General features: G+C 48.6%; 19 protein-coding genes. 5 read left to right on the top strand and 14 right to left on the bottom strand.

What is annotated here, in order from left to right; translation table 11 throughout:
* Positions 1 to 31 precede the first annotated feature (31 nt).
* The 7 genes from OCV62_RS05155 to OCV62_RS05125 form a co-directional block, all read right to left on the bottom strand.
* Entirely contained in the window at positions 32 to 493 is a 462-nt protein-coding gene (locus OCV62_RS05155; RefSeq protein ID WP_262585469.1) for an RNase H family protein, read from the bottom strand.
* Positions 483 to 1,328 (bottom strand): rolling circle replication-associated protein, encoded by an 846-nt coding sequence (locus OCV62_RS05150; RefSeq protein WP_262585468.1) that lies wholly within the window; start codon positions 1,326 to 1,328, stop codon positions 483 to 485. The genes OCV62_RS05155 and OCV62_RS05150 overlap by 11 nt, the downstream gene beginning before the upstream one ends.
* A gap of 89 nt (positions 1,329 to 1,417) precedes the next feature.
* Positions 1,418 to 1,681: a hypothetical protein gene (locus OCV62_RS05145; RefSeq protein WP_262585467.1), complete on the bottom strand. Its 264-nt coding sequence runs from the start codon at positions 1,679 to 1,681 to the stop codon at positions 1,418 to 1,420.
* Positions 1,659 to 1,937 carry a hypothetical protein gene (locus OCV62_RS05140; protein ID WP_262585466.1) on the bottom strand — a complete coding sequence of 93 codons (279 nt, stop codon included), beginning with the start codon at positions 1,935 to 1,937 and terminating at the stop codon, positions 1,659 to 1,661. The genes OCV62_RS05145 and OCV62_RS05140 overlap by 23 nt, the downstream gene beginning before the upstream one ends.
* Before the next feature lie 71 nt (positions 1,938 to 2,008).
* Positions 2,009 to 2,206, bottom strand: coding sequence for a hypothetical protein (locus OCV62_RS05135; RefSeq protein ID WP_262585465.1), 198 nt, complete (start codon positions 2,204 to 2,206; stop codon positions 2,009 to 2,011).
* Positions 2,207 to 2,208: 2 nt separating this feature from the next.
* Positions 2,209 to 2,331 (bottom strand): hypothetical protein, encoded by a 123-nt coding sequence (locus tag OCV62_RS05130; RefSeq protein ID WP_262585464.1) that lies wholly within the window; start codon positions 2,329 to 2,331, stop codon positions 2,209 to 2,211.
* A 7-nt stretch (positions 2,332 to 2,338) separates the two neighbouring features.
* The gene (locus OCV62_RS05125; protein ID WP_262585463.1) at positions 2,339 to 2,584 is read right to left on the bottom strand and encodes a hypothetical protein; all 246 of its coding nucleotides are present in this window, start codon (positions 2,582 to 2,584) and stop codon (positions 2,339 to 2,341) included.
* Positions 2,585 to 2,628: 44 nt separating this feature from the next.
* On the opposite strand from OCV62_RS05125, the gene OCV62_RS18650 reads away from it, so the two are divergent.
* Entirely contained in the window at positions 2,629 to 2,775 is a 147-nt protein-coding gene (locus tag OCV62_RS18650) for a DUF2321 domain-containing protein (protein ID WP_416822284.1), read from the top strand.
* Positions 2,776 to 2,922: 147 nt separating this feature from the next.
* On the opposite strand, the gene OCV62_RS05120 is transcribed toward OCV62_RS18650, so the two are convergent.
* Positions 2,923 to 3,123 carry a helix-turn-helix transcriptional regulator gene (locus OCV62_RS05120; RefSeq protein WP_262585462.1) on the bottom strand — a complete coding sequence of 67 codons (201 nt, stop codon included), beginning with the start codon at positions 3,121 to 3,123 and terminating at the stop codon, positions 2,923 to 2,925.
* Between the two features lie 170 nt (positions 3,124 to 3,293).
* Between OCV62_RS05120 and OCV62_RS05115 the strand changes: the two genes are divergently transcribed.
* The 4 genes from OCV62_RS05115 (at position 3,294) to OCV62_RS05100 (ending at position 6,455) form a co-directional block, all read left to right on the top strand.
* Positions 3,294 to 3,632 carry a hypothetical protein gene (locus OCV62_RS05115; RefSeq protein ID WP_262585461.1) on the top strand — a complete coding sequence of 113 codons (339 nt, stop codon included), beginning with the start codon at positions 3,294 to 3,296 and terminating at the stop codon, positions 3,630 to 3,632.
* A 5-nt stretch (positions 3,633 to 3,637) separates the two neighbouring features.
* Complete coding sequence (locus OCV62_RS05110) at positions 3,638 to 4,102, top strand: ImmA/IrrE family metallo-endopeptidase (RefSeq protein ID WP_262585460.1); 465 nt, start codon at positions 3,638 to 3,640, stop codon at positions 4,100 to 4,102.
* Positions 4,103 to 4,117: 15 nt separating this feature from the next.
* On the top strand, positions 4,118 to 5,254 hold the full coding sequence (locus OCV62_RS05105; RefSeq protein WP_262585459.1) for a restriction endonuclease: 1,137 nt from the start codon (positions 4,118 to 4,120) through the stop codon (positions 5,252 to 5,254).
* 154 nt (positions 5,255 to 5,408) lie between these two features.
* Positions 5,409 to 6,455, top strand: a complete 1,047-nt coding sequence (locus OCV62_RS05100) for a site-specific integrase (protein WP_262585458.1) — start codon at positions 5,409 to 5,411, stop codon at positions 6,453 to 6,455.
* Positions 6,456 to 6,741: 286 nt separating this feature from the next.
* Here the strand turns inward: OCV62_RS05100 and OCV62_RS05095 are convergent, their stop codons facing one another.
* The 6 genes from OCV62_RS05095 to OCV62_RS05070 all read right to left on the bottom strand — a co-directional run bounded on the left by OCV62_RS05095 (position 6,742) and on the right by OCV62_RS05070 (position 14,411).
* Entirely contained in the window at positions 6,742 to 8,121 is a 1,380-nt protein-coding gene (locus OCV62_RS05095; protein ID WP_262585457.1) for a sortase domain-containing protein, read from the bottom strand.
* Positions 8,122 to 8,245: 124 nt separating this feature from the next.
* Entirely contained in the window at positions 8,246 to 8,950 is a 705-nt protein-coding gene (locus OCV62_RS05090; RefSeq protein ID WP_262585456.1) for a class C sortase, read from the bottom strand.
* Between the two features lie 18 nt (positions 8,951 to 8,968).
* Positions 8,969 to 11,479, bottom strand: a complete 2,511-nt coding sequence (locus OCV62_RS05085; RefSeq protein ID WP_262585455.1) for a transglutaminase TgpA family protein — start codon at positions 11,477 to 11,479, stop codon at positions 8,969 to 8,971.
* Complete coding sequence (locus OCV62_RS05080; RefSeq protein ID WP_262585454.1) at positions 11,445 to 12,578, bottom strand: DUF58 domain-containing protein; 1,134 nt, start codon at positions 12,576 to 12,578, stop codon at positions 11,445 to 11,447. Before OCV62_RS05080 ends, OCV62_RS05085 begins: the two co-directional genes overlap by 35 nt.
* A 4-nt stretch (positions 12,579 to 12,582) precedes the next feature.
* Positions 12,583 to 13,524, bottom strand: a complete 942-nt coding sequence (locus OCV62_RS05075; protein WP_118496027.1) for an AAA family ATPase — start codon at positions 13,522 to 13,524, stop codon at positions 12,583 to 12,585.
* Complete coding sequence (locus OCV62_RS05070; protein ID WP_021914714.1) at positions 13,497 to 14,411, bottom strand: class C sortase; 915 nt, start codon at positions 14,409 to 14,411, stop codon at positions 13,497 to 13,499. The genes OCV62_RS05075 and OCV62_RS05070 overlap by 28 nt, the downstream gene beginning before the upstream one ends.
* Positions 14,412 to 14,554 lie beyond the last annotated feature (143 nt).

The following is a 14,554-nucleotide window of genomic DNA, read 5'->3' as shown; positions in this document are numbered from 1 at the left end:
TTCCGTGATATATATTGCATGGTCGTCATCATCAACGGGTTTCTTGAGGTGTTTCAACCATTTTTTTCAGTTTCTCCTGCATCCAGAGCTGGTATGAGTGCCCGCCAGCCCGCATAAAGACCAAATGCGGAGCCATTTTCAGCACAATCTCCTGCCATAAATCCTTGTGCTTTATATCCTGCCCTTTTGCCGTCTTCCAGCCCCGCTCCTGCCACTCCTCCAGCCATCCGTTTTCAATGGTGCTCCGTATCTGGCTGCTGCCCGCATGGGCATTAATCACACAAGGCAGCCGCAGTCGGTCCAACGCTGTAGACAACGCCTGCATAATCAGCACGTTTTCCTTCTCCGCCTCCCAGTCCCCAACCTTCCATAGGGTCACAGGGTCGCCCCGCCGGGTAACAAATTCCAGAAGGTACATCCACCTGCCTCCCTGCTGCCTGGGACCGTGTACTGTTGTCTCTATGTACAGGTTGACCTGCGGGCTACTTTCCATGGTGTTTCCCTCCTTTCTTCCGCTTCCGGCTGTATCCGGGCAGCATGACCAGCGTATAGCAAAAGGTCTCGTGCCCGTCATAGCCGCTGATGCCCCGGCGCACACTATCCCGGTCTAAGTAATACCCTTTTGGGATTCTAATCTGCCCCAGCTCCCGGCTCTTGATCATCTTCGGTTTCCCGATTGTCGGCTTTTTTAATCCCTGTGACGGATACCAGAGCTTTTTCGTCTCCTTTTCTTCTGTCTCCATCGTCCTTTTTGCATATTTGACAAAATACTCCGCAATCTTCCGGTAATTTCCATCGGTGTAGAGCGGGTCTACATGGATTCCGCCCTGCTGCCAGCACTCCCGCAAAAGCTTTAGGTCTGTTTCCTGCATGACCAGGTGGTGGTGCCACGCTCCCTTCTTGCCGACTTCCATTACGCGAATGTACTTCGGCGGCGGCATCCCCAGCTTTTTTAAGCGGCGTTTTAAACGGTCGTAGAAATTTTTGAAATCCTTCTGCATCCTGTCAGAACCTTCCGGCCGGTTCTCTTTTTTATAATCCAGCGTCACCAGTAGGTCCCCATCTTTAAAATTCTCTGCCATCAGCCATCCCAGCATCTGTGTTGCCCGCCTGAGGTTACCTTCCTTCTGCGCCGGTGTCGTCCCGTTCTTTCTTTTCTCCCTCGGCCCTTTCCTCCCCGTCCGGCGCTGCCCCTGCAACACTGTCACCGTCCGTCCAGCTTTGATCCGTTTCTCCACTACCGCCATATCATCTGTGCCCCTATCGTTAATATCCTTTACCAAGCTTTTAAGCGGATTTTCCCGCTTTTTTCTTGATTTTTTCGTCACAGAGTGATATATTTTTAGTAGGTTATTTTCGTCTCTGGACGATTAGGACATGCGCGCCAACGCATGTCCTTCTTTTTTATGTATTTCTTTTATGTATTTCTGACTGACGCTTCATAAAGCGCTTTCTGCACCAACTCTTCCGGAAATGCTCCATTTCTCAAAATCTCTCCCTTTCCGCCACGCACTCCGAACAGCTCCTCTTTGATATCCTCTGACAGCTCCATTGTCACAGCAACGCTGCGTGCCACTTCATACCGCGCTTTCGCCTTACCGTACTGCCGCTGCTTCATCAGGTTCTGGAATTCTTGCGCCAGTCCTCGCAGTTTTTCCTCAGCTTCTTTTTCTGTCAACATCTTCCTCTGCCCTGCTTTTCATAATCTCCTCTACCAGTTCCCGAATTTTCTTCTCCACAGAGCTTTCTTCATAATCAGATGACGCATGCCGAATTCCCACCTTTACCGCATGCATAATCTCTTCTTTCGCACTTTCTCCATTACTTCCATTTTCCACTAACGCTTCCATTATTGCTTGTACAGCTACAGCAAGGTCAGTCAGCACAATCGACCTTTTCCCTTCCACTTTTACACTTCCCATATGTGATTTAATCATTGCATTCTCTCCATTCCCGCCTTATACTAAAGGCGTAATATTTTTTCATTGGCGCTGGCACTTTGGTCGGTTCAGCGCCTTTTTCTTTTCCGGCTTCTTAATTCTTCTTCGCGTGCCGCGCACAACACTGTTGCCACAAAGCAGCCGCCGGCGGCGACCGTCAGTACCGTCGGCGTGATCATCATTCCAAACGTCTCCCACATAATCAGCGCTGCCGTAATCAGCACAGATCCGGTCATCAGACACACATCAGACTTGTCCATCTTCACTTTCACCTCCTGTTCTCCAGTTCGAATATTGCCCACCTCAGCGCCGAAGCCGCTTCGGTATCCTTTTTCCGCTCTTTTTCTTCCAGCAGCTCATAAAGCTTGTCGATCTTTCTCTGTTCATCCATGAGTTTCTCATCTCCCGAGCATCTGCAATAATTCATCATCTGTAAAATGCAGCACCTTATCCAGCGCCCATATTTCGCCCAGCCGGATTGTTTCGCCCTCTGCCTTTCTTTTTGTGAGGGTATTTATATTGATTATGTTCCGGCGGTCAAGATCTCTTCCCGTCAGCCCGCTGCGGGCCAACCCGATGTTGATAACCCGCCGGACGGCTTCTTTGCGGTCCGCATAAAGACCGATTGCTTTTGTTTTTGGCATGACGTTACCTCCCGCTTTTCTTTCCATTTGTTATTTCGGTTGTATTGATAACCGATACTCCCACTACGCCAATTGCTGTCGCCAAATATAGAAAAGGAGTTTCAAAAGCCGTCTCTTTTATTGGTGAATCTCTTCGCCAACTTCTCGTTGATGTAGTGAGCGAAACAGCCAAAAAAGCTCTGTTTCCTTAATTTCTTTCCGCAATATTGACAGTAATGGTCTGTTTTCAGAACAACTCCCTTGCAATAAGCACAGTGATAAACTTTTTCTTGGTCAGAAATTCTATCATTGTGCTTTTTGGCATTCTTTGAAGCATATCCCATCTTCTTTCACCCCATCTACTCTTCTGTTTGGAAAAGATAATCCACAGTACACTCTGGATCTACTTCATTTTTAATCTCTATACACTCGGCTAATGTTAAAGGCGCTTTGCCGTTTAATTTTAACGACAGCGTGGTTGGCGTTTTATGAATTCGTTCAGCAAGCATTGCCCTTGTAATTTTCCGACGTGCCATTTCTGCATCCAAATTCGGAAACATTTCTTTTTCTCCTTTCTCGAATTTTCGTGATTACAATTTTAGTATACACGAATTTTCATGATTGTCAATCTAAGTTTTATGATTTTTCGAGATTATTTTTTGCACATACTTATATACTCTTGATTTTTCGATATTTATATAGTATCCTTTCATTAAAGGAGGAAATCACGATGGAAATGACTGAACTCAAAATAAAGGAAATGATTATAAATAGATATGGCAGTCTAAAAAAATTTTGTGAAGTAATAGATATGCCTTGGACAACTTTAGACAGTATTTTAAAAAGGGGCGTAGCTAACTCAAATATTTCTAATGTAATGAAAATAACACGAGAACTCGGTGTGGATACTGAAAGTTTAGCATCAGGAACAATTATTGATGCTTATCCAAAAACTCCCTCTATTCCTACCATTGCTGCTCACAAAGACGGCGAGAATTTCACTCCAGAAGAACTTGATAAAATCGAAGAATATAAAAAGCTGCTCATTGCAGCAAGACCAAAGGACTGATTTTCATGACCTATGAAAAATTGCAACTTCAAAATAATGAAGTTCCCGTTAAAGAGATGAATCTCTCCGAAGTGTCCGGACTTAAAGGACTATACTATAATGGGAACATTGCAATTGAGAAAAATCTGACATCTGCTGAAAAAACTTGTGTCCTTGCTGAGGAACTTGGGCATCATTATACGACCACCGGAAACATTCTCGACCAGCAAGAGGTTGCGAATATAAAACAAGAACTGCATGCCAGAACATGGGCATATAATGAATGTGTCGGTCTTATCGGTATCGTCAAAGCCTTTGAAGCCGGCTGTAAATCACTTTATGAAATGGCTGATTATCTGGAAGTGACAGAAGATTTTCTGAAAGATGCTCTGGAATCATACCGGCGCAAGTACGGAGTATGCACAGAAGTTGATAATTATATTGTATTCTTCGATCCGCAGATCTCGGTTATGAGGAAATTACTCGAATGAAAGAGGGCACATTTTATGACTTTTATGAAGAAAATTTTAGATGCACTGAACTTAGAAAAAAGGAACATTCCATTGCCATCTATCGAAGATGAATCTATATGCAATCCAGACATCGATAATAAGCCTTTAAGCACTCTCCCAGAACCAGAACCAGAACCAGAACCAGAACCAGAACCAGAACCAGAACCAGAACCAGAACCAGAACCAGAACCAGAACCAGAACTGATTTTAAACGCTTTCCCCGACTTGTCAACGGCTACTTTTGATGATACTGATAAGCCTTATGTATCGTCTCGGTTATTGATTCGCGGATTGCATTTATATTTTATAGATGTTGCGCGCGAAATTGTTTCTCAAAAGAAAATTATGTTAATTCCACTTATGAGGGAATATCATATATCTGAGGATGAAGTAAAAAGAATAATTTCAGAAATGACTGACGCAGGCATTCTTGATTCAAGCCAAAATATCAATATGGATTCTGATGAGTTTGAACATTTTTTAGATATATATGATCCTAGTCTATTTGACTGCCCGCATACCGTTTTTGATAAAGAAATATTCCTGTGTATTGGAGAAATACTTTACGAATCCGGCGTTGAAAGTCTATATGGTTCGATGAAGCCTGATGAAGTGCTGGACTACTTAAATGTTATGGAAAAAATGAATATCATTCATTATGATAACTACAAGAACAGCTATCAGGTGCTTATTTCTAAAGAAGAATTTGAACTTAAAAGCCAAAGCATTCCTGCTTCATTTTCGAGTGAGCTATTCAATATTCAAAAATATGCTCCACTAAATAAAAATTCTTCCATGTCTGGAGTAGAATTTGAAAGATACTGCGCTTTTTTGCTTTCAAAAAATAACTTTGAAAATGTGAAAATTACACCGCAGAGTGGAGATCATGGAATCGATTTATTAGCCGAAAAAGATGATATTACATACGCTATACAATGCAAATGCTATTCATCCCCTGTTGGAAATGCAGCCGTCCAACAAGCTCATACCGGAAAAGAATTATACAAAAAGGATATTGGCGTCGTTTTAACAAATTCTTCATTTACGAAGCAAGCTATATCTGAAGCTGAATCTCTGGGCATTAAATTATGGGACTACATCAAACTAGAAGAATTTGAAAAAAATTTATAAAAAGAAAAGCCCCAGTGCTACCAACACCGAGGCGTTCCCAGAAAACTATGCAGACCGGATGGTCGGTATAATCTTCTCACGCAAAAGAAATTATACCACAAACCTCCTGCACCTGTATAGGTGTATTTTTTATACCCAAAAAGGAGGATTAACTATGGCAACAGCAAAAAAACTCCCGTCTGGATCGTGGAGATGTCAAGTCTATGATTATACCGACGCAAATGGGAAGCGACACTATACGTCTTTTACCGCACCAACAAAAAAGGAAGCTGAATATAAGGCAGCTCAATTTATGGTGGAAAAACAATCTTCTTTTAAAGGAGATATGACTTTCAAAGAAGCGCTGACTGCGTATATTGACCAGCGCCGCCCCGTATTATCCCCGGGTTCAATCAGGGAATACGTCCGCTGTATAAAAAATTACGATGATATTAACAATATCCGAATCTCACAGATTACGCAGGATCTGATTCAGCAACATGTCAATTCTTTCAGCAAAGACCATGCCCCTAAAAGCGTCCGGGATAATCACGCTTTGATTACTGCTGTCCTAAGCAAGTACCGCCCTAATTTTGCCCTAAACACAACCTTGCCGCAAAAACGCAGACCAAATCTTTACGTTCCGACGGACGAAGATATTAAAAAGGTCATGAACGCTGCCGCAGGCTCAAAAATGGAAATTCCAATCTTGCTTGCGGCATTCGGACCGATGCGCCGCGGGGAAATATGTGCCCTCGAATATGATGATATATCCGGAACACGCGTCCATGTACAACGCAGCATGGTAATGGATGAAAACAGACAATATGTAATTAAACAGCCAAAGTCATATGCTGGCGATCGCTTCATCGATTATCCTGAATTTATCATAGATAAAATACCGAAAGCTCAAGCCCCTGGCAGGATAACAGACCTAAATCCAAACATGATCACCCAGCGCTTCAATCATGTTCTGAAACATGCTGGTGTGCCACACTTCCGTTTCCATGACTGCCGCCATTACTGCGCATCCATCATGCACGCGATCGGAGTTCCCGATGCTTACATAATGGAGCGCGGTGGCTGGGGAAGCGACGCAGTCTTAAAAAATGTCTATCGACATACCATAGACGATAAGCGCAGTCAGATGACGAATAAAACAAACAGCTATTTCGAAAGCATGCAACACGAAATGCAACACGATTCAAATATATCCCAGTAAATACAGGTGTTTTGCACAACTCTCTGCAAGTTCAAGTCTTGTCACTCCGATTATCAGAAAGAACCTTGAGAGATCGAGGTTCTTTTTTTCATGCCAATAGAATGTTCGCATGGCGTGCATTCTATTATTCATGACAATAGAATGCTCACATGGCGTGCATTCTATTGTATTTCCCTGAAATCCTCAAAACATTCTGATTCAAAAAGCATCCGCAGAGATCAGCGACCCTGACAGCCTGTCGCCGCTGATTTCTGCGGATGCTTCTTTTTTCCATCTCTCTGTCTGTTCATCCAACCAGGCCGCACCGGACCGTCACACGCTTTCTTCCTCCATAGGTACAGGTAAACAGCGTCAGATCCCAGTCACCGGACAGCATCTCGTCTACTGCATAGGGATTTAAGGTTTCTACCTTTTCTACCTCATATTCGTATACGTCGCCCGAAACCGCTGTAAACTTCACCGTTGCGCCCTCCGGCAAAAGTCCGATATTGCCAAAATGCCGTTTATAATTATGGGCGGCAATAATCAGGGAATTTTCCTCTGCACTGCCGGTGTAGCGGCAGGGTGCTTTTTTTAAGGACGGATAGCTCCAGGGATCCGCCACCGGCAGCGTAAGCTGCAGGGACGGAATTTCCAGCTCGCCAATCCAGCAAAGCCCGTCTGCCTCCACAAAGGTCATCCCGCTGTTCTCACCCACAGGAAGCGCCTCCGACTCCTGCTCCGCAGCAGTCAGCTCTTCTTCATAGGCCTCTAAAGACGCCTCCACCGCAGCTTCGGCACGGCTGCTATCCCAGATATTATACGCGGAGATCCCCACTGCTCCTGCTGCCAGAAGGATCCCAAGCCCCATCAGAGCCTTGGAACAGTCTTTTTTTTTTCGACCAATCCACCATCCAAGAAACAGCAATCCTGCTCCTACTGTGGAAAGTGCCAGGATCGGCCAGCGCAGCTGTCCTGTCTGGGGCAGCTTCTCCGGTGTTTTCTGCTCCGGAGTGATTCCCGGTGTAACGATGGTCTCTGTCTTTTTCGGCGGCTTTTTCACCTCCGGCGTAGAGGGTTCCTCGGATTCTTCCGGCGGATACACCGGATCCGGAATTCTTTCGGCCTTCGGATTCACCGACATGTCATATAGCAGCTGGGCGTTCAGATTCGTCGGGATCGAAACCAGAGACGGATCGGTTCTGTATTTCTGCATCTGACCCGGAACCAGCAGATACAGACCGGTCTGCAGCCCTGTCCAGCTGATCTTTCCGTTTGCATCTGTTCTTTTCGTATCCCCGGAAATGTGATTTGCTCTCTGATACTCCAAAAGCGCTGCCGAAGCATCCTTGGACTGCTGTGCCGTCAGGTTTTTCAGCTGCACGCCGCAGCCCTCAAAGCCGCCTGTCAGCTCCAGCACCGTATATCCTCCCCGATCCACCATTGCTGCAACCTGATACAGGGTAAACTCTGCATTTGCAACGGGCTCGTCCCGCATGGTGTCAAAAAGGATTTCGATGGAGCCTTTTTTGTCCGTATCTACGTCCTGCATCAAATTGGACGAGCTGCTCTGACTCTGCTGTGCACAGACGTCCTGCTTCCAGCCGCTGCAAAGGGATAATACCATGGCCAGCGCAAGCAGCCAGCCCTTTATCCCTTGTCTGATCCGGATTTTTCTTCCTTTCATTTTCTTCCTCACTTTCTGCTGCAGCTGCAGCCTACCTTTCTCCTGCCGGATACGCTCCTGCACCCCACCGACAATGAAGTTTCCTGTTCTCTATCTATCACAATCTCCAACCATCTATCGCAATCTATTGCACCCGCTCCCCATGGATCAAAAGACGATGGGAATTGACTCCATAGGGCGTACAGGTAACCAGTGTGACCTGATCCTTGTCGGACTCTGTTGTCAAACCGTTTAACTCCTCCGGAAGCACCACCTCTGTCTGGGTCACTTCATAGACCAGCACACGATCCAGCACCGTGATCTGAAAGGTATCTCCCACCTCCAGCTGATCCAGATCGGTAAAAAGCTTTGCCGAGGGAAGCCCCCGATGACCAAACAGAATCGCATGAGTTGTTTCACCTCCAACCGGCAGGGAGGTTCCCTCCAGATGACCGACTCCAGCTTCCAGCGCCTCCTCCGATACTCCGTGATAAATGGGAAGCTTCAGCTTTATTTTTTCGATTTCCAGATATCCCATCACACCGCTGTCCTCTGCCAAAAGCAGCTCATCATAGGATTTTCCGTCGATCAAAAGTGCCTCCTTTTCCGCCTCTCCCAGCATATCGAAGCTGATGCCAAGCTCTGCCAGCTTTTGATTATACCGGTCGGCTTCTGCCAGCAGGGCAGCCCGCCTTTTTTGCTCCATCTGCGCCTGTGCTTCCTGATAGGCTGCGATCTGCCTGCGCTGTTTTGCCTGTTCCATCCAGTTGCTGACGGAGGGATATAACAGGACACCCAGCCCTGCCAGACCAAGAAGGATGGCAAGGATTGCCAAAATTTTTCGTTTCATGCACTTCTCCCTTCCGCTTTACCAAAAACAAAAGATCAGGCTTCCCACCAGACGCTTTGCCGGCGACAGCTCCTTTGATACAGCTTCTGCAAGCTTTTCATAGCAATCCAGTACAAACTGACACTCTTTTTTTGTCAGCCCCTGATCACTATAGCATGCCTTCAGCACGATATTTGCCAGCTTCTGCGCTGTCTTCTCCGAAAATACCGGATACTTCTTTCCAAGCTGCTTTGCAAAGCGCTCCTCCTGACAGCTGCATACACTTTTTTTGTTGAATTTCTGCAGAGCGGCAAAGCTTCGATAAATCCTTTGGATCTGCTCCCCCAGCGTTTCTCCTTTTCTGCCTCTTCTCCGTCGTTTACAGAGGATATGCCGCCGGATGACTGCTGCGATCCCACAGGCAGCTATCGTCAAAGCCACCGCCGCCAGTGCTTTTTTCACCACCCGGAATATTCTGCTGCCGATCCCGGGGGTCTCAGCCTCTGGCGTGTCCTCCTGATAAAAGGCTTCCCCTGGGGTGTCCGGGCTGTTTGCTTCCTGCTCCTTCTGGCCCGAGGCTCCATCGCTTTCTGTTACCAGGGCGGCAAAGCCCGGTGTCGCCTCCACTACGGTCCATCCGATTCCTTCCCGATAGACCTCTGCCCAGGCATGGGCGTTATCATCCTCCAAAACTGCCTGATAGCTGCCGTCCTCTTGTCCCTTAAAGAGACTTGCCGGCGCTGCATAGCCCACCACATACCGTGCCGGCATCCCGCAGGCACGCAGCAGCATGGTGGCCGCCGCTGCAAAATGAACGGAATTTCCTTCTTTGGATTCCTTTAAAAACCACTCTACAAAGTCCTTCCCCTCGGGCACAGCCTCCGGTTCCCGGACAAATTCATAATTTCCTGCCAGCTCAGAAACCACTGCGGTTTTGATCTTTTCCCAGTTTTTTTCTGCTTCTTTTGGATCTGCACTTTCCTTTGTTTCCAGCTCCAGATCAAATTTCTCCTGCAAATAACTGAGATTTTCCGGCAGGCTGCTGCAATGTGCCTGCACATAGGCGGCATAGGCGCTTTCCGCCTGATCCAGAGTGCTTTCCTGCTGCTTTGTTTCGTTCCAGTCCTCTAAGACCTCCTCCAGCTGCTTTCTAGGATAACAGGAAAAAATATCCTGCTGGACGCTCTGACCTGCCAGTGCGCCGTCGCCTCCCAGCACCTGATAATAATCGTTTAAAAATGCTCCATAGGGAACATAGGTATAATTCGGATTTGCCGCCAGATTTTCCACCTGCAGGGTCACAGCAGAGGAGGCTGCATTTGCCGCAAGCTCCGGCTTTGCATCGTCTCCCTCTCCGGTAAACACCACGTTTTCCGCATAATAGGTTCGCAGAAAGGGCAGATTTTCCACCCCAAGGGATACATTTCCATCCAGCTTCCACAAGGATGCTGCCTGCACAAAGCTCTCCCCGTCTGCCTCTTCAAAGGCTGTCCCGGTGTAATCCGTGCCGATAAAGCCCTTTAAATACACGGTCTCTGAGGGTTTTTCCGAAACCGTAACCTTCAGGGCCTGTACCTTTCCAAAATAAAAACCATCCTGATCTGTCAGTGTGCCATCCGATACCCCTCCGCCGACTCCCTCAACGGAAAGCTTCAGCCTCCCTCCGGAAACTGCCGGAAGCAGCTGCCAGACTGCCTGCAGCACACCGTTTTGTGTCTTCATCCCTGCCTCCTGTGCCTGGAGCAGGGTATTGGTCAGGGGCCGCACCAGCACAAACGCCAACAGCGACAGCACTACAGCCTGCAAAAGCAACCAGACATTGACACTGCTTTTCATCTGCTCTGTCATCTGCCTTGCTTGACGGGCACTCTCCTGATCCCTTTGATCCGCCCGACTGACAGCGGCGGCACTGAGCATTCCAAGAGTTCCCAACAGGATCAGGAAAAAGCTGAAAAAGGAGGGTGTCCCTCCGGCAATTCCGATCCCTGCCAGCACCGGAAATTCTCCTGCCAGAACCACTGCCGGATTGGTCCGATAACAGATCCCGGCAGATAACAGCCCCGCCAGCAAAAACAGGATAAACCCGAAAAATACCGTCATCTGCATCGCAGATGCTGACGCCTGATACAGGGCAAGGGTACCGTCATAGGCCTCATTTAACCGGCTGCGTACTCCGTTTACAGCAGACATATACCCGGCGATCACATCCTTTTGCAGCAGCAGCAGGAAAAGACTTACGCCGATCAGGGTTCCCAAAATTGCAAGGAGCCGATACACCCCTTCCAGGGGCAGTCTGGAAAACCCGATCCAGAACAGCACCGAGACAATCAGAAGCATCCAAAAAACAGGGATCAAATATCGGATTCCAAAGCCACTGAGAAATGCGCTGCAAAGACCACCGGTGAGGCAGAGCAGACAGATCAGCATACCAGCCAGCCGCCACAGCTTTTTGACCAGCATACCGCCGGGTTCTTCTTCCTGTAGAATCCGACAGGTAATCCTGCCTACCGCTTCTTTATCCAGCTGTCCCGGCTCCTGCCCTTTCTTCATTGCCTCTCACCTGCCTGACTGTTCCTTCTGCATCTATTTTCCAGAGCTGCCCGCCGGCTACCGGCTCTGTTACACCGCTGCCTCTGCCCTTTTCCAAAAGATCCTCTGCCGGATACTTATTTTTCCCGGCAGATTGCTTTTGGCTCTGCTTTCCATTCTGCTCCAGCTCTTCCTTTGTGGCGGTAAGACAAAGCCGTTTGAGAAAGACCCACAGCTCCTGGACTCTGGAAATCTGCATTCTGCACAGCTGCTCCTGCGCCTGCCAGAATACCTCATATTCCTGTTCTGCCGCCAAAAGCCTCCAGCAAAAATCCGCTGTCTGCTCCAGCAGCCGTTCCAATTTACAATGATCCCACTTTTCCTGAGGCGGATGATACAGATCCACCTGCAGCAAAAGCACCTCCCGCTTTGGCAGGCTGAATTCCCGCACCAGCATTTCTCCGGTCTTTGCAGTCAGCTTCCAATGCACTCTCTGCAGCGGATCTCCATCCCGATAGGCACGAACCTCGAATACCTCCGATCCATCGTCCCCGCCCCTTTTTTGGGAATGCTGATCCGAATCCCCGCCGGAGGCGAGCTGTGCCGGAGGAATCCATTCCTCCGCCTGATGTACCAGAGGCACGGACAACACCTGCACTTTTTTATCTGTGATCAAAAGCTTCTTTGACCATAACCGAAGCCAGTCCCGTACGGATGCCGACTGGATCCAAAATTCGTAAACACCGGAATACTTCACCGGGATACAAAATTCCAGCACACCGGTCCTTTTTCCACCTGCCATTCCCATGCTTTCCACGGTGCCCGTGCTGTTATCCAGAAGATCCCGCCAGCCGACGGTAACCGCCACACAGGAGGCCGGAAGCAGGGAAGCATTTTTCAGCTTTACCCGAAGGACGATGGGCTCTTTTTTCCCCACCGTCTCTTCTGCAGGCTCCGGCACAATCTCTACCTTTCCAGCCAGGATCTGAACCAGAATCCACATGGAAAGCGCCAACAGCAGTTCAAAGCCCAGCAAAAACGGAGCAAAGCCCTCGGGAGCAGCTACGCCCCAGATAGCAGTCAGAACGACCGCTCCTATATAAATTGCTTTTTCCTTCAAGGCTTCACCCTTTCTCCGGAGCAGGCGCCGGGGTCTCCTTTAAGATCCGCTCCAGCACGGCTGCTGCACGGACTCTATCCATTCCGGAGCTTGATACAGGCTGTACCCTGTGGGCCGCAACATCCTGAAATTCTGCCGCAACATCCGCCGGAATCACAAAGCTGCGGCCTTTCCGATAGGCTCTCGCCTGAGCCATTTTCAAAAGCGCCAGAGAGCCTCTGGGACTCAGCCCAAGCTCCAGTGCGTCATTGTTTCTGGTGGCCTGAGCCAGACGCACGATATAGTCATATACCTGATCGTGTACAAACACTTCTTCGACTTCTTTTTTCATTTCCATCAGCTCCTGACTGCTGATGACGGGACGTACATCTTCCAGCCCGTTTCCGCTCCGGCGGCTTTTTAAAATATCCATTTCCTCTGCGGCATCGGGATATCCGATCCCAAAGCAGATCAGGAACCTGTCCAGCTGGGATTGGGGCAACAGCTGGGTTCCGGCAGAGCCGACAGGGTTCTGAGTAGCAATGACCAGAAAGGGAGACGGTACCGGTCTGGTCACGCCGTCTACGGTTACGCTGCCCTCCTCCATTACCTCCAGAAGCGCCGCCTGGGTCTTAGGGGAGGTACGGTTGATCTCATCCGCCAGAAGAATATTGCACATGACTGCGCCGGGACGGTAAAAGAAGCCATCCTTTTCCCTGTTATATACGGTAAAGCCTGTAATATCAGCCGGTAAAACATCCGGTGTAAACTGCACTCTGTTCTGCGCCACATTCATTGCCTTGGCAAAGGCCAGCGCCAGGGTTGTTTTTCCCACTCCCGGGACATCCTCCACCAGCACATGTCCGCCGGCAAGAATGGCTGTCATGAGCTTTTCCACGCACTCTGTTTTTCCGATAAATGCTTTTTTTACTTCTTCAATTACTTTTTGCGCCTTGTTTTGTTGCATGACCGACTGCTCCTTTTGCCTTTCTTTCGTTTTTCCCGGACATCTCCGTAGCTTCTTTGCCGTTTCACGATCAACAGGAAGATGGAGCCCTCCACTCCTGCCACGATCAGCAGGGATACAACCAGCCACGGCCATACATCCACGATCCGCTTCGTGATGGTCTGGGACTGTACTTCATGCACTGCATTCTGTTCTGCCAGCTCCTCCGGCGGGATGTACTCGGTCCGCTCGCCACGAACCAGCAGCCGGTGGGTGTTGATGGCATAGGGCGTGCAGGTAACAAGGGTACAGTAATCCTTTCCTTCCACGATCCCGATGTCCTGGGTTTCCTCCGGAAGCACAACCTTGATCTGGTCTACCTTGTAAGCAAGCACCTCATCCAATACATGGAGATAGAACACATCGCCCTCCTCCAGCTTGTCCAGATCCGTGAACAAAACCGCACTGGGCAGTCCACGATGACCGGTCAGCACGGAATGGGTGCTTGTACCGCCGATAGGATAGGAGGACTCCGCCAGATGGCCGACGCCCTTCTGCAGCACATCTTCGTTGGTTCCACTGTATATGGGAAGATATACGTCAATTTTCGGAATTTCGATAAAGCCAATGCTCTCGCCCACATCCACCAGATCGAGGTAGCTGATTCCATCCTCTCCCTGCATGGCACTGGCTTCCACCGCTGCATTGAGCTGTTCATTATACTTACGGACCGCTTCCTTGGCAGCGTCGATCTGTTCCTGATCCATCTCTGCAACCTGCTCATCATAGGCGGCGATTGCCTGACTTGCATGGGACTGGGCGATCAGGTTGCTGACAAAGGGATACAGCGTCAGACACAGACCTGAAAAAAACAATATCGCGATAAACCATGCTCTTTTTTTATCCATGACAGTAACCTCCGGACATTTTATAAGGAAAGGCACAGATCAAAGGCCTGCGGCAGCCGCCGCTTCTGCATTTTCTCTGCGCCGTTTTTTCGTGGACATCCAAGGGCACGGGAGAGCGCCCGGATGTCCTTTTCAGGAAGGGA

The sequence above is a fragment of the Gallintestinimicrobium propionicum genome (assembly GCF_025567525.1).
Taxonomy (GTDB): Bacteria; Bacillota; Clostridia; order Lachnospirales; family Lachnospiraceae; genus Gallintestinimicrobium; species Gallintestinimicrobium propionicum.
This window is presented reverse-complemented; position numbering and strand designations above follow the sequence as displayed.

Excerpts from the sequence above, each read along its gene's own strand:
- OCV62_RS05155 (WP_262585469.1), bottom strand. The coding sequence starts at position 493 with ATGGAAAGTAGCCCGCAGGTCAACCTGTACATAGAGACAACAGTACAC.
- OCV62_RS05120 (WP_262585462.1), bottom strand. The coding sequence starts at position 3,123 with ATGTTTCCGAATTTGGATGCAGAAATGGCACGTCGGAAAATTACAAGG.
- OCV62_RS05095 (WP_262585457.1), bottom strand. The coding sequence starts at position 8,121 with ATGAAAGGAAGAAAAATCCGGATCAGACAAGGGATAAAGGGCTGGCTG.
- OCV62_RS05145 (WP_262585467.1), bottom strand. The coding sequence starts at position 1,681 with ATGTTGACAGAAAAAGAAGCTGAGGAAAAACTGCGAGGACTGGCGCAA.
- OCV62_RS05070 (WP_021914714.1), bottom strand. The coding sequence starts at position 14,411 with ATGGATAAAAAAAGAGCATGGTTTATCGCGATATTGTTTTTTTCAGGT.
- OCV62_RS05090 (WP_262585456.1), bottom strand. The coding sequence starts at position 8,950 with ATGAAACGAAAAATTTTGGCAATCCTTGCCATCCTTCTTGGTCTGGCA.
- OCV62_RS05125 (WP_262585463.1), bottom strand. The coding sequence starts at position 2,584 with ATGCCAAAAACAAAAGCAATCGGTCTTTATGCGGACCGCAAAGAAGCC.
- OCV62_RS05105 (WP_262585459.1), top strand. The coding sequence starts at position 4,118 with ATGACTTTTATGAAGAAAATTTTAGATGCACTGAACTTAGAAAAAAGG.
- OCV62_RS05100 (WP_262585458.1), top strand. The coding sequence starts at position 5,409 with ATGGCAACAGCAAAAAAACTCCCGTCTGGATCGTGGAGATGTCAAGTC.
- OCV62_RS05130 (WP_262585464.1), bottom strand. The coding sequence starts at position 2,331 with ATGGATGAACAGAGAAAGATCGACAAGCTTTATGAGCTGCTGGAAGAA.
- OCV62_RS05115 (WP_262585461.1), top strand. The coding sequence starts at position 3,294 with ATGGAAATGACTGAACTCAAAATAAAGGAAATGATTATAAATAGATAT.
- OCV62_RS05110 (WP_262585460.1), top strand. The coding sequence starts at position 3,638 with ATGACCTATGAAAAATTGCAACTTCAAAATAATGAAGTTCCCGTTAAA.
- OCV62_RS05075 (WP_118496027.1), bottom strand. The coding sequence starts at position 13,524 with ATGCAACAAAACAAGGCGCAAAAAGTAATTGAAGAAGTAAAAAAAGCA.
- OCV62_RS05085 (WP_262585455.1), bottom strand. The coding sequence starts at position 11,479 with ATGAAGAAAGGGCAGGAGCCGGGACAGCTGGATAAAGAAGCGGTAGGC.
- OCV62_RS05140 (WP_262585466.1), bottom strand. The coding sequence starts at position 1,937 with ATGATTAAATCACATATGGGAAGTGTAAAAGTGGAAGGGAAAAGGTCG.